We start from the raw sequence: 22,446 nt of genomic DNA, 5'->3' as shown, positions 1-22,446 counted from the left end.
TGTCTTTTAAGCGTTACGAGAATTATCGTACAACCATACTCTTAATAAGGATACCAGCTGGTCTATATCTACCGGCTTTGAAATATAATCGGAAGCTCCCGCACGGATACATTTCTCTCTGTCCCCGATCATCGTCTTGGCTGTCACCGCCAGTATAGGTAAGTGGCGATACCTGGCTACCTGTCGGATCTGGCGGATCGTTTCATATCCATCCATTTCCGGCATCATCATATCCATCAGTACAATGTCTATTTCCCCGTTATTTTCCAGCTGCTGCATGGCTTCTTTTCCATCCAGCGCCGATACGATCTTCATTTTATGTTGTTCCAGTGCCTTGGTCAGGGAGAAGATATTGCGTACATCATCATCTGCTATCAACACCGTCTTACCATTCAGTACTTCCTTCAAACTACCCAGTTGCTTACGGCTGGGTTTCTGTCCACCTTTTTCCTCTACCAGGTGCAGGAACAGTGCTACCTCGTCCAGCATACGCTGGTACGAATGCGCCGTCTTGATCACGATACTGTCCGCATACTGGCGAATGCGTTGCTCTTCTGCACGGGACAGGTTCTTACCTGTGAAGATGATGATCGGCAGATTCTCAAGACCCGGGTTGTTCTTTACTGTTTCCAGCGTTTCGTACGCATGCTGGTCAGGTACCCCCATATCCAGGATCACACAGTTCACATCCTGCTTTTGCAGGGCGGTGATACTGCTGCTGATATTGCCTGTGATCTCTGTACTTACACTGAAGTTTTCCAGGAAGTATGCCAGCGCCTGTGCATGTTTCGGATTCTCTTCTACAATCAGTACCTTCTTGGGGCCTTTGCTCAGGGCTTCTTCCAGTTGCTGGAATATGCGTGGCATCTGCTCCAGTGCCAGTGGCTTATTGATAAAGTCTACCGCCCCTTTCTGTAAGCTTTCACGCTTCGCATCCATACTCGATACAATGTGTACCGGAATATGACGGGTGGCCGGATTAGATTTCAGGGCATCCATCACCTGCCAGCCACTCTGTATAGGCAGTACAATGTCCAGCAGGATCGCTACAGGTTTGTATTTCAATGCCCATTCCAGCCCCTGGTCGCCTCTTACTGCCACAATCCCCTTATACCCACGCTTACGGGTAAAGTCGAGCAATATGCGGGCATAATTCGTATCATCTTCTACTATGAGGATGATCTTATCATTCGCGGTTATATCATTTCTGTCATCAGGTATTTCTTCCGGAATATCAGTCGCGATAAAGTCAGCGTATTTATTAACAGGTTGCTGCGCATCCTGCCATACTTTTTCTGCCTCTTCCTGCGTAGGTTCCGATACCAGGTTCTTCTCCACTTCATGTGGACGCACAGGGATGATCACCATGAATTCACTGCCATGTTCTGGTTCTGAGTCCAGCTTCAGTTCACCATGGAGCAACTTCGTCAGTTCACGGCTGATGGAAAGCCCCAATCCTGTACCACCGTACTTGCGGCGGGTAGAACCATCTGCCTGCTGGAAGGCTTCGAAGATCACTACCTGCTTATCTTTGGGAATACCGATACCGGTATCTCTCACTGCAAAACGGACATAGCCCGGCTGGTCAGGCATCATGCCCACCTGCAGGGTCACCCCTCCTTTGGCGGTAAACTTCAGCGCATTGGAGAGCAGATTTTTCAGGATCTGTTCCAGTCGCATTTTATCTGTTTCAATTAGTGCCGGGGCATCTGCCAGGATGTTGACATTGAACGTGAGGTTCTTTTCTCTGGCGATCGGTGCAAACAGGGATTCCATGTCTGTACAGATCTCGTGTACCGGTACATTGGCCATTTCAAGGTCCATCTTACCAGCTTCGATCTTGGAGAGGTCCAGGATCTCGTCGATCAGGTTCAGCAAGCCCTTGCCGGAGCTCTGGATCACACGGGCAGATTCTATCTGATCGTCTACCAGGTTGCCTTCGTTGTTTTCAGCCATGAGACGGCTCAGGAGCAGGATGGAGTTCAGCGGGGTACGGAGTTCGTGGCTCATATTGGCAAGGAACTCTGATTTGTACTTCGTGCTCACTTCCAGTTCCTCTGCCTTCTTCTGGATTTCCAGGTTACGCTCTACGATCACCTGATTCCTGTCTTCCAGCATGCGGGAGCGCTCTTCCAGTTCCTGGTTCGCCTGTTGCAGTTCCTCCTGCTGTACGCGGAGTTCTTCTTCAGAGGCCTGCAGTTTCTGGGCCTGGGCTTCCAGCTCTGTATTGATATTTTCGAGCTCGGAGTGTTGGGTTTGCAGTTCTTCTGACTGTGCCTGTGTTTCTTCCAGCAGTTCCTGCATACGACGGCGGTTTTCGGCCGTGATGATGGCGAGACCTATGTTGTGGCCTACTTCTTCCAGGAACGAGATATCATTTTTCGTATACGGGGTCAGGCTGGCAAGTTCTATCACGCCTTTAATCCTGCCTTCGAAATTGATAGGAACCAGGATGATGCCAGCAGGTTTTATTTCGCCGGAAGCATAGCTGATGCTGATGCTATCAGGCGGCACATCAGAAAGTAAAATAGTTTTGGCACTGGCGGCACATTGACCTACCAACCCATGACCAAATTCGATCTCTTCTCGATCTGTCGTTGGAACGAAAGCATAGCTGCCGGAGAGCCACATTTTCTTGTTGGAGTCGTTTATATATAAAGCACCTACCTGGCTATGCGTATATTCAGCGAGGAATTCGATAATGTGTGCCGTGAGCACCTCTACCGTCTTTTCTCCCACCATTTTATTATTCAGTCCTGCTACCCCGGTCTGGTGCCATTCTTTATCGTTCAGCAGGTTGAAAGAGGTTTCAAGGGAGGCCGCCATTTTATTGAGCGAGAAAGACAGGCTGCCCAGACCATCTTTTTCTTCATCATTCACTCGGATAGCATAGTCGCCAGCCGAAATCTTTTCAGCAATATTTTGTATGATATCGATACGACGGGTGATTTCCCTGTCTTTTGCTTCTAAAGCGTGTTGTAATGATGTACGGAGTTCGAAATCCCGTTTTACTCTTACATAAAATACGGATGTGATCAGTAATGCAAGGAGGGCTGCGATCACAATAAGGATGGGTGTATAGCCGGACACACGGTTCAAACGTTCGGTACGTGTCAGTAACAGGGATTTTTCCCTGGCTTCCATCACCTTCACAATATTGCGGGCATCGTCCATGATCATACGACCACTTTGCAGGGTATCATAGCTGATATTCCTGCCCATTTTTTTTGCTTCTACTGATCTTTGAAGGAGTGCCTGTCTCCTCAAAATGAGGAGTCTTAACTGTTCTATTGAGGTTTGTTGTGGAGGATTATCCACAGTTAGTAGCCTTACCTGTTGCACACCTGCTATCGCACTGTCGTATGCTCCCCTGTAAGGATCGAGAAATTCATCATTGCCTGTAAGCAGGTAGCCTCTTTGTCCTGTTTCCCCGTCCTTCATGTAGGAGATGGTGTTTTCAAGACCCTGGATCACCTGGTTGGTGTGGTCTACCATTGCAGCACTTTCCATCAGGTTTTTAATACTGAAAAATGATGCGACGGAGCTGATGATCAGCAGGAATAAGGATAGGCCGAATCCAATTAGTAAATTTCTCCTGAAAGTAGAACTAGTTTTCATCCATTCGTTGTTGTGCGGTGTATAGGCCCGTAAATATAGTGCCACATTATATATAAGTTGCAAAAAAAGGGTGTATCCTGGATAAATAAAACTTTTGATAACTGGAATCTGGCTACACCAGGTATCCGAAAAAAAAGAGGGTGTACCTCACATTGGATACACCCTCTTTTTTGCGCGCGTAGGACCTGCGGCCGGCTTTATTTTTACATCTTTTCTAAGTAAGCTGCGAGTTTATTGATCGCACCTGCCACTATTATAATCTGTTCCTGTGCTTCTTTCCAATTTCTTTGCTCTATCGCCTCTCTCACACCCGGCACCGTTTTTACCCCATAACCGGTATAAAAACCCGGTGCATAAATAGCGTGTTTATACCAGTCTCTCCGTGGCAAACCATTCGCTACTAACAGCTGTTGTTCCGCCTGATAAAGTGCCTGGTTGATAGCCGCCTTGTCCCCTGTTCCTGCTGCCTTTACATTTGCATGGTTCGCTGCTGTATCCAGTGCCACCAATGCATTCTGCAAAGGAGAGAAATCCAGGTAAGGTACCTCCGCCTTTGCAACCGGCGCCTTTACCTTTTCCTGGGGATCTGCTGCCAGATCGTACTGGCGGTTTCGTATCAGTTCATTTTCGATAGCCGTATTTTCTCTCATGGTCGTCACCAGTGCATCCAGTTCCTTTACATATCCTGCAATAGTTTTTTGCAGATTGCTGAAGTTGAAAGGCAGTACCGGTGCATCGGCCAGCCGTAAGGCAGCTCTGCCCGCAGTTTGTGCCAGCGCTACACCGTAGGCAAATTCAGGATCACCGAAACGACGATAGTGATCCCAGCTATCAAAGATAGAGTGGTAATCACCCCCTTCATCTTCCCCTCCAAAACCGATATTCAGTGAAGGCACCCCCAGGTGCTGTAAGAAGGAGGAATAGTCAGACCCGGAACCCAGTGCACTCAGGGTAAGCTGTTGCTGTTGCAGCAGGTCTTTCTTTGCTTTGGCATTACCGGCTTTTAAAACATCTGCCGCTTTTTTACGTTCATAGATACTCACTTTGGTTTGCGGATCGGTCACTGTCTGTGCTATATCCGCCACCAATGGTTCCAGTGCATGCGAGCCACCTGCATACAAAAAGCCACGGCCGTTGCCATCGCTGTTGATGTAAGCCACCGCTTTCTGTTGCAGCTCCTGTGCATGATCTTCTACCCACTCCGTAGATCCGAGCAAACCGGGTTCTTCGCCATCCCAGGCACAGTACACCAGTGTACGTGCAGGTTGATAACCATATTTTACGAGCTGGCCGATGGCCTTCGCCTCATCCAGTTCTGCCGCCATACCACTGATTGGGTCAGAAGCGCCGTTCACCCATGCATCGTGGTGGTTGCCCCTTATCACCCATTGGTCAGGATATTTGGCGCCTTTTATTTTGGCGATCACATTATAGGCAGGTACTAATTTCCAGTCAAAAGCCAGTTCCAGGTGCACTTTGCCAATACTGGGACCTACGTGATAGGTAATGGGCAATGTACCTCTCCACGCCGCCGGTGCTACAGGGCCTTGCAGACTTTTGAGCAAGGGCTGCGCATCGTGATAACTGATGGGTAATACCGGTATTTTCAGGATGGTAGGTGCCTGCGTTCTTTCCAGCCTTTTCGCAGACGCCGTAGCCCCGGTACCCGGTGTGAGCGGGTCGCCGGGGTAAATTACCATGTCCATGACTGATCCCCTTTGCACCCCGTATTCATTTTTATAGGCACCTTTGGGATATACATCCCCCTGGGTATAACCGTCATCTGCCGGATCTGAATAGATGATACACCCGATCGCCCCATGTTCGTAAGCGACTTTAGGTTTGATACCTCTCCAGCTATGTCCGTATTTTGCAATGACGATCTTGCCTTTTACATCCACTCCCTGTCTTTCCAGCCACTCATAATCTTCAGGCAACCCGTAGTTAACAAATACGAGTTCCGCGTTGACATTGCCATCTGCGCTCCATGCATTGTAAGTAGGCAACTGTCCCTCCTGTGCAGAAGTGCCGTCCTCTTTCAATGCAGGTTCTTTTAGTACAGCTTTATAGGGAGTGGGACCCGTTAGTTCCAGCACTCTTGTTTTTGGCGTAGGAAACAACACCTGGTAGGAGACGATGTTCGTTTCAAAACCATAACTTTTAAATTTGGCAGCAATGTCTTCAGCCACGGCCTTTCCACGGGCCGAGCCTATATGATGTGGGTAAGCAGAAAGCGTCCTGATGTTATCTCCGATGGCTGCTGCGGAAAGCAGTTTGTCGAAGCGGGTCTCCAACTGTAGCTGTGCGGCAGATTCACTGCTGTTATAACCAGTGATTGGTTTTTGCTGTGCTGTCGACAGCGTGGCATAGCTCAGGAAAACAGACAATACACAAGTAATACTACGGGTTTGCATGTATGTTTTTTTTAGTTGATAAAAGGTAATAGCAAATATACTATATTAATTTAGTAGACTAATACTCTTTTTCAACATGGGCCAACGGCTACAAGGCCGGATTAGCGGCGTACTCGCTCCACAGTTCATCCACAGTCTTCCCGGTCAGTTCCTTCCAGATTCCGTCTGTGTAGGTGTTGGTGCGCATCGCCTTGTCCAGTTTCAGGACCATGTCTTTACGTTTGTTTTTTTCCAGCCAGATCAGGAAGCGGGCGGTCACACGATAAGCATTTTTGTAAGACTGCTTTTCATTGTATTCCGGCAGGGTCCATTTAGCGCCGGCATTGTCTACCCCCATGGTAGCGCGTACATAATCGGCAATGCCTTCGGTCAGCCAGCCTGGGTTATACTCCGGATAGGCCTGTACCACATGCATCCCTTCGTGTGTTACTACATCGATATCACCGGGGTGCTTCCGGAACCATTCCGGGTTGAAAGTGATCACTGAACCACTGGTAGCGGCAACGCCGTCGTAGGCAGGGTCGATAACGAAATCTACTTTCTTTACCGTGTGTTTGTTGTACTTCTTCGCTTCGGCCGGATAGACGGTGAAGAAGGTGCTGATCAGCCGCGCTTTGACTGTGGAGTCGAGGTCAGGACTCTTGTCGGTAAAGACAAGGGTGTAACCTTTACGGTTGATAGTTTCTGTTTTGTCCTGCGCCCGGGTTGATGCGGGGAGCAGGGAGGCGGATAGGCATAGCAAGCCTATAGTTCTTTTCAGACCTTTAGTTGAGTAGACCATTTTACGTGGGTGGTTTAGTATTTAAAATATGTGCCGGTGCTTAAACACCGGCACGCCACAAAATAAATAATTTATATTTTAATTTTCGGGAGTTTCATTATCCATTTTTTCTTCACTCTCTCCTAATTGTTCCGGCAAATGTCTGACCGCCGTTTCTACAGCCTTCACCTCCGGCAAAGTATTTTTCAGCGCAGGGCCCAGATTATAAAGTTTTTTCGCCTGCGGTACAAACCTGCTTTCCAGGCTGGCGACTGCATTATTATAATGCCCAACCGCCGACGTCAGACTACCTCCTATTTTTGTAAAATGCTGCACCAGTACATTCGTTCTATTGTACAGCTCAATCCCCGCATTCCTGATCTCTTCAATATTCTCCGCCACATGCAACTGCTGCCATACAAATCCAACGGTACGCAGTAATGTGATCAGCGTGGTCGGTGTGGCAAATACCACCCTGTTCCGGATACCATCTTCAATCAAAGAAGGATCTGCCTGCAAAGCCGCACCAAAAGAAGATTCTATCTGCAAATACAAAATAACATAATCGGGTGAATGACTCCACTGGCTCCAATATGCTTTTGCACTGAGTTTTTTCAGGTGATCCCGAACCGCCAGTGCATGTTGTGCAAACAGCGCCTTTCTCTCATCTTCATTATCCGTCTCAAACGCTCTCATGTAAGCACTTAATGGTACTTTCGAATCCACCACGATCGTCTTCCCCTCCGGCAAACGAATGATCATATCCGGTCTTAACTGCCCCTCATCGCTGTTTACAGACACCTGCTCATTAAAATCACAATGCTCTGTCATACCAGCGAACTCAACTACCCTGCGCAAGGCAATCTCTCCATACTTACCACGTATATGAGAGGTCTTTAATGCACTCACCAGACTATGCGTCTCCTTTTGTAACTTCTCTGTACTTTGCTGTACACCGAGTATGAACTGATTAATCTGTCCATACTGTTGCTGCCGCGTACTTTCCAGGTGACGCATATTATCGTCAAATCGCTGCAGACTTTCACTCAGTGGTTTCACCATGCTATCAATGGCCTGCTGTCTTTTTTCAAGATCCCCTTTGGCATCTGTGAGCTGTGTTTCAAGCGCCGCCTTGGCCAATGTTACAAATGAATTGTTATTATGCTTCAATGCCTCGGTAGATAATGCACTGAATGCATCCCTGAGTTGTAAATTAGATTGTTCAATAAAATGTTGTTGCTCCCGCAGCCGCGTTTCACGGGCTTCTGCGTCACTATGAAGACGGATATTTTCCTGCTGCAATATTTGCATCCGGGCATTCAGCTCTTCTGCCAATGCCTTTTTTTCCTGTATGTCCTGTCTTAACAGATCGACCGCCTGGTTACCAGAACCCATCTGACTCTCCATAACGGCTATGCGGGTTCTGTATTGGTGTATGATAAAAAGAAGCCAAACGATGATCGCTAACGAAAGCACGACAATGATAATAATCTCCATATATATGTAAAAAAGGGAATTTTGTGCAATAATAACGAAAAATTAGCGAGCGATATTTTTCGGCTATTCGGAGATTAAATACTAACTTTCATAGATAACTTTTACCCATTCATCCCATTATGTCTGATCTTTTTAAACTCATTCCGTGTAAGGGTATCTAAAAATACCGACAAACTTTAATTTAATTATAATTAGGTATTATAATGAATTACGTAAGTTTGCCCGCGAATAAATTTTAGGTTATATTTTAAAGGGAGGAGCCTTTTTTCAACCCTGAAAAATTTATAAAATTGTCAAATAGCAAATATTATCTATGAAAAAAGGATTATTACTGGCAGGTGTTTTATCACTGTTTATTGGAACGGCTTCCAAAGCGCAGACATTTCATTACGGTTTAAAAGCCAGCCTGATGTTTTCCAGTATTCAAGGAGATGGCATGCAATCAGGTGTGAAGCCAGGTTTCCAGGGCGGTCTGTATGCCCATTGGGATCTGTCAAAAGACGGGAAATGGGGCTTCCAGCCTGAATTACTCTTTACCCAGGCGGCAGCAAAGAAAGCAAATAGCTTTCCTACTTACTTCGTTTCAGACAGGAACACGTATGGTAATGACAAGTTAAGACTCAGCTATGTGACTGTACCTTTGTTACTGCGTTACAGTCCAGTCAAGAACTTTACCCTCCTCGCAGGTGGTCAGTACAGCTACCTCGTATATGCTGATGAAAACATATTCAAAGGCAACAGAGATGCACTGACCAAGAGCGATATCGGTGCGGTGGCAGGTGTACAGATTGCAGTATCTACCGTACATTTCTTTGGCCGTTATGTGTATGGCATCAACGATGTCCTGAATGTACATCCGGCTGATCGTGGCGATGTGCACTGGCATTCTCAGCAGATCACAGTTGGAATGGGCATCAACATTAAATAATGTCAATCCCTCATCATTCTGATCGTACCATATACCGGGCCCGTACTATTGTGCGGGCCTGCTTTCATTGTAACAGTTACCTGTTTTTTGCCCTTTGTTAACTCCAACGGTATCGGATATACAATTTCGTAGAACTTACTCGCCTTGTACTGGTTCAGATCTTCTGTCGCCACCTTCACCCCATCTACCAGGATATCAAATTTGCGGTAACGGTTATCCATTCCCCAGTAATTGCATAGTAAACTATTAGTGGCTGCAGGATCTGTTTTCATTGTGAAAGCCAGGTAACCATCTTCTTCTGTCGCTCTCCATTTACGTCCATGTTCTTCGCCATTCAGTGTCTTCTCACCACCAAAGTTGTGGTCTCTTTCCGGCTGCATCTCCCCTACTCTCAACATGTCTACTGTCTTTGCTTCTATCTGTTGCAGGCGTTTCTTTTCACCCTCATATTTCTCCTGTTGCACTGCCCAGGTTTGTGGGGTGAAAGCATCCCAGTATACGCTGTAATATTCTTTTGAAATGGTATTGAATGGCACCAGTGTCAGGTCTTTTGGCTGACCGGTTTGCGCAGTGTGAAATACCAGTGGCTCATCGCTTTTCACCCAGTTATTCGGATCGTTGTCTGCAGTGACGAGTACAGGAATACCCGTCACCGGGTCGGGTTCTGTATTGCCCAATACACCTGCTAAAACAACAGGGCCGTAGAACAGGGCGATCCTGTCAGGATTGTCCGGCATACTTTCTTTGTACACGTTCATGGGCAATTGCAACGTGATCTTATCCCCGTTTTTCCAGCTACGTTTTACGGTGATGTAACCATCTTTGCCCACTGTTACGCCTTTATCCGTTTCTCCATTCACTGCAATCTGCCAACCCGGTTGAACCCAGCGGGGTTTGCGGATGCGCACGGCAAATGTGGATGGTTCTTTTGTATTGATCGTCAATTCTACCTTATCATCTGCAGGCAGTGAAGTAGATTGTTCTATAACTACATTCTTCTCTTTCCATTGCAGGCGTGAAGGGATGAAGAGGTTCACATACAAACTACCATCGGCTCCCTGAAAGTAAATGCTCTCGCCATACTTCACATGGTTTTCCATTCCACTTCCTACACAGCAGGTAAAGGTGTTGAATGTATCACTGAATTCCTTACGGGTACCCATCCGCAAAGGAACAAAGTAACACATCATTCCATCCGCATGATTCTGTGATGCAAGAATATGATTGTATAAGGTTCTTTCATAAAAGTCCATGAAATGTGCATCCGGTTGGAGGGAGAAGAGGTGACGGGTTAGTTTCAGCATATTGTAGCTGTTGCAGGTCTCCATCGTATTGTCCGTAAGATAGTCGTTCAGCTTATCCGCAGGGCCCAGGTATTCGTAGTTACTGTTACCACCAGGTGCATAGCTGTGATGCTGTGTCACCGTGTTCCAGAAAAAACCTGCGATCACACTGTCTTTCTTTTTACCCGTCATTTCATAGCGACGAATACAACCGAGTACCTTTGGTATCTGTGTATTGGAATGCTTTCCGGGCAATACATCCAGTTGTGCCGCAAGTGAATCGAGAATGCGTACATCGTGGAACTTGTACGAAAGGTCCAGGTATTTCTTTTCTTTCGTGAGCGTGTACGTATTCACCAATACTTCATTCATACCACCGTATTCGCAAAGCAGCATTTTCTGGATCAGGGAATCCGGCAGGTGATTGATCTCCTTTGAAGTCCAGTCAGCCATTTTCTTTTCTACAATGAGTGCTGTATTGTTATTGCAATAGAGGTAGGCATCCAGCAGACCGGCCATGATCTTATGTACGGTGTACCAGGGAGACCAGCCACCATTCAGATCAAAACCACGGCTTTTGATTTTGCCGGCAGCTACCTGTGCCCATACGGAGTCTTCCCCCGGTATGGCACCCAGGTAGCCTGTTTTGCGGGCTTGTTGACATTCGTCCAGTTCCTGTACGATATAATTTACTTTGTCGAGAAAACGCTTGTCGCCGGTGGCAGCATATTCCATGGCACAGGCAGAGAGATAATGCCCTAAGGTATGTCCTGCCAACCCGGAATTTTCCCAGCCACCATATCGTTCTCCTTTTGCTTTCAATCCTGCATGTACCCGAAAGTCGGACAACAGCCGGTCAGGCTCTATTACCAGCAAAAAGCGTTCATCTGCCTCCATGGCCTGTTTAAAGGGGCCTGCGGCAATGCTCACGTCTTCCAGCGGAAACGTATAGGCCTGTAGTTTTACAACAGGTTTCACCTTCATCTTACCGTTGTCTTTCATGGGAGAGAAAGACTGTGCGGAGCAAAAAGCTACCGGTAGCAACAAGGAGAATATAGCGGGTATTTTCATGCGTCAAAGTCGTTTAATGGGTTAATAGAAGCGCCAGTTTGTTCGGTAATCCTGCGTCAATGCCGTTAACCTGTTAATAGAAGCGCCAGTTCGATTTGAAATCTTTGGTGATCGTTTTGTTTTCGAGGATCACCCTGATCATCTCTACGGGCAACATATTATTTTGCATAATCGCATCGTGGTATTGCTGGTAAGTCATCTTACCACTGTCTACCAGTTCTTTTTTCAGGGCCATAAATTGCAGACCACCGATCATATACGCAACCTGGTAAAGGGGACTGTAATCACCTTTGAAAGAACGGCGTACTTCGCCGGCGGCATTGGCTCTTTCATGCCCTACCCTGTCTACGAGGAAGTCGATACATTGTTGGGGCGTCCATTTACCAAGATGGTAGTTGAGGGAAAATATAATCCTGGCACAGCGATGCATTCTCCAGAAGAGCATGCCTACGCGGTCTTCGGGTGACTGCGGAAATTTCAGGTCCCACAGCAGCATTTCCCAGTAGAGGGCCCAGCCCTCTATCCAGAAAGGGGTTTCAAAGTGACGATACGTCTTATAACGGTTGGTCATAAATTCCTGTAATGCATGGCCTGCAAACAGCTCATGGTGCACGGTTGCACGGGAGAAGTGTGGGTTGTTGCCTCGCATACTCATGAGTTTATCTGCTTCTTCCATATCGTTCGTAGGATAGGAAATACTTAATTCCTCTCCTCCTGTAAAGAATGGATTCACCAGCTGGCGTTCAGGCGTCATCATGATCATGCGCCAGGTTTCTTCTGCCAGTGGTGGAATGGTCACGAGGTGATGGCCTTTGATGAAGTCTACAGATTCGTTGTAGAGTTTCATGATGGCTTCCGGTTGATCGCCGGCAGGTACATAAGTGTTCTTTACTTTTTCCAGTGCTTTGTGCCAGTCATCGCCAAAGCCCATTTCATGGCTGGCTTTCAGCATTTCTTTGTCACAGAAAGCGAACTCCTTGTTAGCGATATCGATCAGCTCTTCAGGAGAATACGGGATCAGTTCCGTTTGTAACTGACGGATCAGTTCTTCTCTGCCAATAGGGTGACCGGTAATGCCGCTGCCATCGTCTTTAGTACCCGGCGCCTGTTTCATCTTCGTTCTCCATGCATTGGCATAACTCGTCAATGCGGAGTCGAGTTGTGCATAGGGAGCAGGTATCCACCAGGTGAACAGGGGATCATAAGCATTGTAAAAGGTTTGAATGCTATGGATCGCTTCCTGCAGACCTTTGGTTACCTGCTCGCCTCTGCGCAGCAGGTAGATGTTGAGGTCTGTATTATTGGTTAACTGTTTTTCTTTTTCTTTGATGGCGAGGGCCATTTCTCTGTAGGTGCCTGCCAATGCCTGCGCATCCTGCCTGCCACCTCTTCTTCTGATCTTTTCAGCAGCGTAAATTTTGTCAGCTATAGGAAACCAGGGTGCCAATGTTTTTACCTGTGCAGTGGCTTCGTCCAGGTGGTAGATGTTCTCTTTGAGTTTTGTGCGGAAGAGGATGTAGTCGACTTTGCCATCTGTGGTGAGCGCATCGAAGTTGACCGCTTCCAGTTGGGTCAGGTAGTCGTTGTTGAATGTTTTAAAGCGGGCATTTTTTTCGGGTGATTCATCGATCTGGTAAAAGCGGTATAAGCTGCCCCTGTCTGCTTCGTAATGAATGAGCAGATCGCTGATATCCTTTTGTTGTGCCCATACGGGCATGGTAGTCCCCAGCATCATCGAGAGAATGAGTCTTTTCATGTATAATGAGTTTGTATATGTTAGAATCGGTCTACCTTGAACGGTGTAATATCCATGGATAACTGATCGCCGTTGATGATTTCGCTCACAAGCTTACCAGTGGCGGCACCCAGGCTGATACCCAGCATGGAGTGACCGGTGGCCACGGTGACATTCGGATAGTTTTTCAATGTACCGATATGTGGCAGACCATCTGCGCTGCAAGGGCGATAGCCATACCATACTTTATCCTGCGTGGGTAATGGAATGTCGTAAGCAGGGAAATATCTTTTCACTGATTCGAGAATACCCTGTACTCTTTCCATACGGGGAGGCGTGTTTACAGGGGTGATTTCCATGGTACCACCAAAACGGATCTTATTGCCATTCATCGGGGAAATAGCTACGCGGGCTTCGCTGAGGATCACGGATCTTCTTACTTTCCACGGCGCGTTTTCGTAGGTAACGGAGTAGCCACGGCCACCTACCATGGGGATATTCAGGTTTAATAGCTTTGCTAATTCCCCACTCCATACACCGGCAGCGACAATGATATGGTCAGCTTCTATATTGCCTTTGCTGGTGATAACGCCGTTTTTGGTAAACCCTGTCACTTCACTGTTACCTTCGAATGTTACACCTTTACTTTTCAGGTAGGTGATCAGGCTGGACATCAGCTGGTTTGGATAGAGCTGGGAATCACCGGGGAAATATACCGCACCGAGGGCGTTGATTTCCGTATCGGGTTCCATTTGTTGTAACGTTGCTTTGTCTATGAGTTGTGCATCGATGCCCAGTTCTTTAGCAGCTTTGATGGTGTGTTCGGCATGGTACGCGTTGGCTTCGCGCTGGAAGAGTTCCAGCATGCCGTTAGGTTCATAGCTGAATTCCAGGCCGGGTATCTTTGTCCATTCTTCATAGAGATGTTTGCTGAGTAAAGCGATGTCTCTTAAAGGGATGGCGGATTTCTCAACATGAGATGTAGTAGCGCTTTTGTAAAACTGAAATCCCCATTTTACGAGTGAGCTATTTAAAGATGGCTTGATGTAAAACGGGCTTTTTGAATTGAGCATCCATTTGAGCCCCTGCCATACGATACCGGGTGTAGCGAGGGGTACGAAATGGCTGGGACAGATATAACCGGCATTGCCATAAGAGCAGCCGTCGAGCATGTCTGTACGATCTACGATAGTGATATTGTGTCCGGCGGATTGCAGATAAAGTGCACTGGATAATCCGATGATGCCGCCGCCTATGATGATAATCTTCATTTTGTTTTAATTTTATTTTTGATTTGCCGCCTTACGGCGGCAAATCAAAAATTCCTTTGACTACATCGACCTTCGGTCGATGTAGTCAAACTGTTTACAATACGGTGAACCCATATGCATACGGATCATCCTCCGGATCTATTGATATCGTATTATATCCATAAATCCTTGCCCATCCCTCAATACCTGGTCTGATCGCAGGCATACCCCCTACCGTCGTTTCCTCTTCTATAGTACCAATAAACTTAGAACCGATGATGCTCTCATGAACAAAAGCATCTCCCTTCTTCAGTTTCCCTTTTGCATACCACTGTGCCATGCGTGCTGAGGTACCGGTACCACAGGGGGAACGGTCAATCGCCTTATCACCATAGAAAACAGCATTCCGTGCTGTAGAAGCCGGATCCAGCACACTACCCGTCCAGAGTACATGTGAGCAACCGTTGATGTGAGGATTATCAGGATGTACGAAAGTGTATTTCTCATTAATACGGGTTCTTAATTCACGTGCCCAGCTAATCAACCGGGAAGCCGTATAATGTTCCAGCCCCGGGAAGTTTTCCTGCACATCTACGATAGCATAGTAATTCCCTCCATAAGAAACATCTACTTTCAGTGGGCCCAGATCAGGGCATTCCACTACCAGATCGGTAGCCGCCAGATAAGAAGCAACATTGGTCAGTTTGACACTCTTTACTTTATTGCCTTCCTGTTTGTATTCGATGATGACCAGGCCAGCGGGCGCTTCCATGCGTACTATACCGGGAATCTTAGGAGTAATGAGCCCTTCTTCAATCGCAATGGTAATTGTACCGATCGTACCATGCCCGCACATAGGCAGACAACCACTGGTTTCGATAAATAAAACCGCCACGTCGTTCGACGGGTCATGTGGTGGATACAGGATACTGCCGCTCATCATGTCGTGTCCGCGCGGTTCGAACATCAGTCCTTTGCGGATCCAGTCGTATTCCTGTAAAAAATGGTTGCGCTTATCACTCATAGTGGCGCCATGGAGTACAGGTCCTCCACCAGCTACCAGCCGCACAGGATTGCCACAGGTGTGGGCATCGATACAAAAAAATGTTTTCTTCACGGGTGCTTGATTCTGGTTAATTTTTTTTCCTCATTGGTAAAAATACCGGGTGCATAGGAATGTGTACTCTCAGGTATTGATCAATGATGTGCAAAAATTAACATAAAATCAGTTAGGATGCAATAAAAAAAAGCCCTCCGGGGGCGGGGGGCGGAATATAAGCGGAATATAAAATAACTATTGGTTTTTGGGTAGGGCAATCCTGCCTATTTTGAGGTCGTGATAGTCATCGGAGGAGTCGATCATGAATTCGACCTTTTCTATCTGGTCGATATTTCCAAATACGGTATCTACATACCACAGGTAGCGTAGCGCACTGTCCACATCCTGGTCATAGCGAAGGGTCACGCCGAGAGTTTCGCTTACTTCGGTAACGATGAGCCGGAAAGACTCCATACTATTGGCATTCAACCCGATAATGGCCTTTACGGAGAGGAGTTTCTTTCCTTCTGCGTCAGCGATGAATTCCGAGGAAATATAAGGAACGTCATTGCTGATGTGAATGATCTTCTCTGAAGTAGCAATCAGGTCAAAAGTGCTATGAATGATGACTGGTGCGGTCAGTGAGTCTTCCATAAAAGGGTAATTTTTATAATGTAAGGTGTAAAAATCATGCCGGTAAAACGAGGGCTGACTAAAAAGGATACACCTCTCGGGTAGGTGGCGGAGGTGAAACTACTTTTACGCAATTCTCAGCACCTTCACGTTACTTTTTAGTCAGCCCGCGCAATGGGTCAACAATATCCTTATTTCTTCAGGGCGCCGGGATATACCAATCCCTCTGCCTCCTTTAAATCAATCCCTAACAACTTTGCCACCAGTGGTGCCACATCCTCCAACCCAATCTCCGGCAATACCACTCCACTACCCAAACCAGCTCCACCTGCCACAAAACCGGTTCTGATCTCTTTAAAATCAGGGAAGTAACCATGTGCCCCCCCTTTCGCCGGCTTCAGCAAAGGCCCGTCTGCATTGTTATTGAAACTGATCCCCTGCTCCCCTGTCAATGCCAGTAAGGCTTCCGGATCTGCCTCCATTCTATCGATGGTAGCTTTGTCGATCACCCTGAACAATTTCTGCTGTGTAGGCGGCAACCCTGCCAGGATTGTTTTCACCTGTTCCAGTGTTTTTGTATCCTTTGGATCTTTCAGGTGTAAAAAAGCCGATCCTCCACTGGCATGAAAGGTGGCCTTCCAGTTGCCACGATCGGCAGTAGTACCCTGCAAACCAGCCTGTGCCAGCCATACATTCGGTGCCAGACTGGAATGGGTATCTACAAAACCATGATCACCTGTAATGATCAGGGCCGCACTATCCTTAATACCTGCCTTTTGCAATGCCTCGATAATATCGCCAATAGCCCTGTCTGCTGCCGCAACTGCTTTGCGCACACCGGGGCCTTCACGACCTTCCATATGCTCAAATTCATCTGTATTTGGCAAATGAACGGCTATCAGGTTCGGCTTATATCTACGGATCAGGTAAGCCGTCATTCTCCCCAGGTTTTCATTCATACTCAGGTAGTGCAGGTCCATATCATTTGCTTCCAGCTGCCCGGTTGCATTTGCCTGAATCTCTTCGAACAATCCTTTTGGTGTGGCATCCTGACTCGTCGCCATTCTTCTGTCGCCCGGCATTTTTTCTAACCAGGTTTCAGGAATATTATAATCGATATCTGCACCTACAGTTACCGGCCATGACACGGCAGCCGTCTTTAACCCTGCTTTGTGCGCAGCCTGCCAGAGGGTCTGTGCCTTGATCTGGTTCGCATACTTAAACCAGGTTCCATTCAGTCCTTTTGGATCAAAAGGCGTATTGTATACAATACCATGTTTGGCAGGCATCACACCGGTGATCAATGTGGTATGCGAAGGATAAGTGACAGTCGGAAAAATTCCTCTCACGCCTTCTGCATACACACCGTTGTGCATCATCTGCTGCATATTAGGTGCCGGCCATGAAGCGTCCATGTAAAAATCAGGACGAAAGCCATCCACACTCACCAGTACCACGTACTTTACCTGCTGCGCCACCAGCTGATGACCGCAAAGAAATATTGCTATGGATAATATAAACTTCTTCATATTAATTAATAAATGGGAAAATATAAGGAGATGTCTTGTTCTCAACCAATACCTTGTTCATATCATACTTCATGGTCACAATGCCGGATGCGGTATCATTTGTAAAATCATCCATTCCTCTTGCCAGTGGTATGAAAGAAGGAATCTGCGCCACGATATCCGCATCACTCACATTCGTATTGTTCAGCTGCTCCGTTTGTGATACCGGGAATTTAATACCCAGGTCTGTCATACGGCGACCTTCTGCCATAAATATTTCCTGGCGCATGCGGTACAACAGGTACAACAGCTCATCCTGTGTAGTGGCAGCATCCAGGTCAGTAGCAGTCACCTTTGTACCTGATACGGTATAAGCTGTGATATTCCCTGCCTGACGATTCAGGATATATCCACTGCGGGTATTATCCGTTGCATCAAACTTCACTAATTCAGCTGTTAGTGGATAGTCGGTCCTGTTACCTCCGTTACGTGTTTCTTTGCTATCATTCAGCGATACCGCCGGACGGTTTGCGATGACAGATGTGAGCAGGTCTTTCAGCGTAGTCCGGGCAGTGCCCAGGTCATTGCCGGCAATCGCAGCTTCAGCTACAATCAGCCACGCTTCTTCTGCTTTCACGATAGTTACAGGTTTCTGATCAGACGATGCTAAGCCTGTGTGGTAATATTTAGGGTCCAGGAAATCCAGTCTTGGCAATGGTGCAAACTCATTGTAAGTAGAAGAGAATACATAAGTCTGCATATCATTCGTCACACTGTTTGTACCATCATACTTCACCTGTTGCAATAAAGTAGGCACACTCATGGTTGTTTTTGCGATGGCCACCGCACTGTCCGTATTGCCCAGAGAATAGAATGCACGTGCTTTCAGCAGTGTATACGCCATTTGTGCTGTACTACCAGCATCCGCCAGTGTAATGGCAGTATTCAGACTGGCAATGGCCAGGTTCAGGTGTTCTTCAGGCGTCAGCACACGACCTTTATCACTACCCGGTAAGCCTACAAACAGTTCCCCGCTCAGGATATGCGCATACCCTAAGCTATAATACATCTTCGCACTATCCGAAGCAGTAGAAGTAACGTCGCCCGGCAATACCTTGCTCAGTCCGTACTCCGCCATGGTACGCAGTACGGCGATCTGGGTCTGCATATTATTAACATCCGTATCATAATAGTCGATCTGCGGAATATCGAATACTTTACTACTCTGTGTACGGTTGTTATAGTAATTGTCCGATACCAGTTCGGAGCTTACCACTACCTGGTTCATAGTGAGAGCCAACTGTCTGCTCACACCGTTTACCCAGCTGCTGGCAGCACCGGCATTGTCTACATATACATCATCTGTGATATTCGGGTTCAGTACATTACAGGCACTGGCGCCGAGTAAAAAGAATATAAAGAGTTTTTTCATTTGTTTCCGGAATTAGAAGTTTAACTTTAAAGAACCCAGCCACTGACGTGGTGAAGAGTAAGTGGCATAAGAGATACCGCCGGTAGTGGCACCACCCTGTCCCTGTGCTGCACCACTGATGGTAGTTTCAGGATCAAAACTGGATGCACTGAAGTTCAGTGGATTCAAAGCCATAAAGCCAATCACTACAGAACGTACCCTGTTATTCAGCTTACTGCCCTTCAGCGTATAGCTCATACCGATAGTCCTTACTTTGATAAAGTCCGTCTTTTCTACAAAGCGGTTTGTAAAGTTCAGCCAGTTAGTACGGCCGTTCTTTGTAATCTCCGCCTGTGGAATACCTTCATTGGAAGCGCTGTAATAAAAGCGGAACTGACGGTCGAAAGAGTTTGCATAAGCCCCTTTCTGATAGTCTGCATTCGCAAATACTTCCAGGTCTTTAAAGCGGAAGTTCAGGCCCATGCTACCAAACAGGTTAGGAATAGTCGTGCCCAGGTACTGCTGTGCGGTCGTAGAAGCGAGTGTACCATCTGCTGCAAATACACCTTTATTCCCTCTCAGGTAACCAATGGCATACCCTTCCTGTACCACCGTCTGAATCGTTCTGGCACTAAAACCGTTGATATTAAATGCGGCTACACCACCGCTGCTTTGCACCTTATTATACAGGGTATTCACAGATGCATTCAGGCGGAGGGAAGTATTCCTGGTCTCAATAGGTACTACCACAAAGTTGAATTCAAAACCACGGTTCAGTATCTTACCTACGTTGTAGAGCTGAGATTGTGACTGTCCGCTCGAAGGCGTAGCAGGCACATAAAACAGGGCATTTTTTGTCAATGAATGATAATAACCTGCGGACACTAAGATCCGGTCATGTACAAAACCCAGGTCCAAAGCACCTTCTGTGGTCTGTGTCTTTTCAGGCTTCAGGTTATCATTACCCGGCTGACCAAAATACGCTGCCTGCTCATTCTGATAACCACTGAAAGCAATGGTACGCTGATTGGCAAAAGCAGTCGGCAGGTTCCCGGCTACCCCAAAGCTTCCCCTTAGTTTCGCAGAAGAGATCACTTTGGAGACGCCGTCGAACCAGGGTTCCGCAACAGGTATATAGGACAATCCTACTTTGGGATAATATTGCACACCAATGTTTTTACCAAATGCAGGATTCCCATCACCTCTTACACCCATATCGAGGAAGAGTTTATTTTTAAAGCCCACATTCTCCTGCAGGTACATACCGTAGTTCACCACCTCTAAATAATATTCATCGCTGGTCTTGGTAGCGGCACCGGTTATGATCTGTGCACCATCACGGATATTACTACCTATGTATTGGATCTGCTGATCTTCGTTGCGGAAGTACTGGCCACCGGCAGTGGTTACAAATGAGAAGTCTCTCCACTTAGCCTGGTACTGGCCATTCAGTTCCAGGGTGATCCCCATGTACTTTCTGTCCGTATTGCTCACGCTACCCTGATCTACCACTTTTGTATTCGTGGTAACAGACAGGTATTGGTTCGTTGTGATCACCTGATTGCGCATCACACGATAATCAATACCACCCGTTGCTTTGAACACGAGGTTCTTAAGGGGAGAATATTTAAATACCTGTGAAGTCTGGAAACGGTTTACCTTAATACTATTGTTCTGCAATTGTTCTGCTTCGTCTACATATGCTTTCATCTTCGCATAGGAAGCGGCAGACAATGTATCGATCACAGGACTGAACTTCGGACCGGTGATGGCGCTTGCACCACTCTCTGCAAACCATAATCCGGTATAGCCACCCTGGTTACCATTCCTGTTACGTTTGTAGTTATTATTGATATAGGTAAAGCTGCTTTCGTAAGTGACTTTCTTACCCAGCGCGGCCCGGAAACCGCTGGAGAAATCTATACGTTTGTTCCTGTTCTGGTCATAGATCTGTACTCCCTGGCTATTCATATAGTTGCCGGAAAAACTGTACCCAAAGTTGTCCTTACCACCATTGATCGCGAGGTGTTGTTTCTGATAAAAACCATTCTGGAACAGCAGATCTTTGGTACGTTTGAAGTGCAGGAAATCGGCGGTAGGCGTTTCAACCCCCATCTGTGTTTCGGCAGTTACGTCCGTTCTGTCAGAACCGCCTTTTTTTGTAAAGATCTGGATCACCCCGTTTGCTGCATCCGAACCATACATCGTTGTAGCAGCACCACCATTGATGTACTCGATCTTTTCAATATTGTCCATAGGAATATCTGCGATAGAGCTCACGGCAGCACCGGTAGCAGAACCACCACCGAGCTTGGAAGCAGTATTCAGGTTATCCATTCTCACACCATCCACATAGATGATAGGTGTAGAGTTTACAAAAGCGGAATTTACGCCTCTTGCACGGATGATGGAGGTAGCACCTGCCTGACCACCTGTAAGGCGGATCTGGGCATTTGGCAGACGTGACTGAAGGATCTGATCAATTCTACCCGAAGGTGCCTGATCCAGCTCCTTCGCACCAATAGATACGATGTTTGACGAGAGTCTTCTTTTGGAGATATCCTGTCCCTGACCGGTCACCACTACTTCATCCAGCCCCATACGGTCGGTTTCCAGCTGGAAGTTAAGCGGGGCAGCGGCCTGGTCGCGGGTCAGGTTGATTTCAATTTTCTTGTACCCAAGGGAATAGATCACCAAAGTGATCTGCTCCTGATCCTGCGGAAAACGCAGGGAGAATTGACCATCCACACCGGTAGCGGTTCCTGAAGAAGTACCTTTTATGGCAATGCTCACGCCCGGCAGCATTTCGCCGGTGGTTTTATCACTCACTTTACCAGTGATGGTGATCTGTTGCATGAGCAGGTATTTTTCCGAATAAGATACCTTGTTCAGCACGATATATTTCTCATTTACCTGGCGGGCTACCACCGGGTAAATATTGAGGATGTCTTTGAGCACATCGCTCACCGACTTATTATTCCCGTGGTAGCTGATCCTGCTACTATCGGGAATATTGTCCTGGTTGTACCCGATCACAAAAGCAGATTGCTTTTCGATAAGGGCCAGCACTTCCTTAATAGGTCTGTTATCGACCTGGAGGCTTACCTTCACTTCGTGCATAGACTGGCCTGAGCCGGTGGCTGCAAAGGAAATGACCGAAGAAAAAAGTATCAGAAAGCTCGTTAGTCTCATTTTCAGGGTAAATAGCTTTTTAAACAGGTTATAATAACCTGAGAAAATTTTTCGCATCTTTGATGTAGTTTTTAATGTGAGTTGAATCCGTTAAAAATGTGACGTAC

General features: G+C 46.9%; 13 protein-coding genes. 1 reads left to right on the top strand and 12 read right to left on the bottom strand.

Going from position 1 to position 22,446, the window contains the following annotated elements; translation table 11 throughout:
- Nucleotides 1-6 precede the first annotated feature (6 nt).
- From SIO70_RS16670 to rmuC, 4 genes are all read right to left on the bottom strand, one after another.
- Nucleotides 7-3,663 carry a response regulator gene (locus tag SIO70_RS16670; RefSeq protein ID WP_320581988.1) on the bottom strand — a complete coding sequence of 1,219 codons (3,657 nt, stop codon included), beginning with the start codon at nt 3,661-3,663 and terminating at the stop codon, nt 7-9.
- A gap of 158 nt (nt 3,664-3,821) precedes the next feature.
- Nucleotides 3,822-6,032: a transferrin receptor-like dimerization domain-containing protein gene (locus tag SIO70_RS16665; RefSeq protein ID WP_320581987.1), complete on the bottom strand. Its 2,211-nt coding sequence runs from the start codon at nt 6,030-6,032 to the stop codon at nt 3,822-3,824.
- 88 nt (nt 6,033-6,120) lie between these two features.
- The gene (locus tag SIO70_RS16660) at nt 6,121-6,813 is read right to left on the bottom strand and encodes a basic secretory protein-like protein (RefSeq protein WP_320581986.1); all 693 of its coding nucleotides are present in this window, start codon (nt 6,811-6,813) and stop codon (nt 6,121-6,123) included.
- A gap of 78 nt (nt 6,814-6,891) precedes the next feature.
- On the bottom strand, nt 6,892-8,289 hold the full coding sequence (gene rmuC / locus SIO70_RS16655) for a DNA recombination protein RmuC (protein ID WP_320581985.1): 1,398 nt from the start codon (nt 8,287-8,289) through the stop codon (nt 6,892-6,894).
- Between the two features lie 313 nt (nt 8,290-8,602).
- On the opposite strand from rmuC, the gene SIO70_RS16650 reads away from it, so the two are divergent.
- Nucleotides 8,603-9,217 (top strand): porin family protein, encoded by a 615-nt coding sequence (locus tag SIO70_RS16650; protein WP_320581984.1) that lies wholly within the window; start codon nt 8,603-8,605, stop codon nt 9,215-9,217.
- Between the two features lie 2 nt (nt 9,218-9,219).
- On the opposite strand, the gene SIO70_RS16645 is transcribed toward SIO70_RS16650, so the two are convergent.
- The 8 genes from SIO70_RS16645 to SIO70_RS16610 form a co-directional block, all read right to left on the bottom strand.
- Nucleotides 9,220-11,571 (bottom strand): beta-L-arabinofuranosidase domain-containing protein, encoded by a 2,352-nt coding sequence (locus SIO70_RS16645; RefSeq protein ID WP_320581983.1) that lies wholly within the window; start codon nt 11,569-11,571, stop codon nt 9,220-9,222.
- 73 nt (nt 11,572-11,644) lie between these two features.
- Complete coding sequence (locus SIO70_RS16640; RefSeq protein ID WP_320581982.1) at nt 11,645-13,327, bottom strand: DUF885 family protein; 1,683 nt, start codon at nt 13,325-13,327, stop codon at nt 11,645-11,647.
- 20 nt (nt 13,328-13,347) lie between these two features.
- The gene (locus SIO70_RS16635) at nt 13,348-14,577 is read right to left on the bottom strand and encodes an FAD-dependent oxidoreductase (protein WP_320581981.1); all 1,230 of its coding nucleotides are present in this window, start codon (nt 14,575-14,577) and stop codon (nt 13,348-13,350) included.
- A gap of 94 nt (nt 14,578-14,671) precedes the next feature.
- Nucleotides 14,672-15,673 carry a 4-hydroxyproline epimerase gene (locus SIO70_RS16630; protein ID WP_320581980.1) on the bottom strand — a complete coding sequence of 334 codons (1,002 nt, stop codon included), beginning with the start codon at nt 15,671-15,673 and terminating at the stop codon, nt 14,672-14,674.
- 177 nt (nt 15,674-15,850) lie between these two features.
- Nucleotides 15,851-16,249, bottom strand: a complete 399-nt coding sequence (locus tag SIO70_RS16625; RefSeq protein ID WP_320581979.1) for a hypothetical protein — start codon at nt 16,247-16,249, stop codon at nt 15,851-15,853.
- Between the two features lie 170 nt (nt 16,250-16,419).
- Nucleotides 16,420-17,757, bottom strand: a complete 1,338-nt coding sequence (locus SIO70_RS16620) for an ectonucleotide pyrophosphatase/phosphodiesterase (protein WP_320581978.1) — start codon at nt 17,755-17,757, stop codon at nt 16,420-16,422.
- 1 nt (nt 17,758) lies between these two features.
- Nucleotides 17,759-19,168: a hypothetical protein gene (locus SIO70_RS16615; RefSeq protein ID WP_320581977.1), complete on the bottom strand. Its 1,410-nt coding sequence runs from the start codon at nt 19,166-19,168 to the stop codon at nt 17,759-17,761.
- Between the two features lie 12 nt (nt 19,169-19,180).
- On the bottom strand, nt 19,181-22,396 hold the full coding sequence (locus SIO70_RS16610; protein WP_320581976.1) for a TonB-dependent receptor domain-containing protein: 3,216 nt from the start codon (nt 22,394-22,396) through the stop codon (nt 19,181-19,183).
- Between the last annotated feature and the right edge of the window lie 50 nt (nt 22,397-22,446).

This window comes from Chitinophaga sancti, from assembly GCF_034087045.1.
Lineage (GTDB): Bacteria > Bacteroidota > Bacteroidia > Chitinophagales > Chitinophagaceae > Chitinophaga > Chitinophaga sancti_B.
Note: the sequence above shows the minus strand (reverse complement) of the source record. Positions and strands in the feature narration are given on the sequence as shown.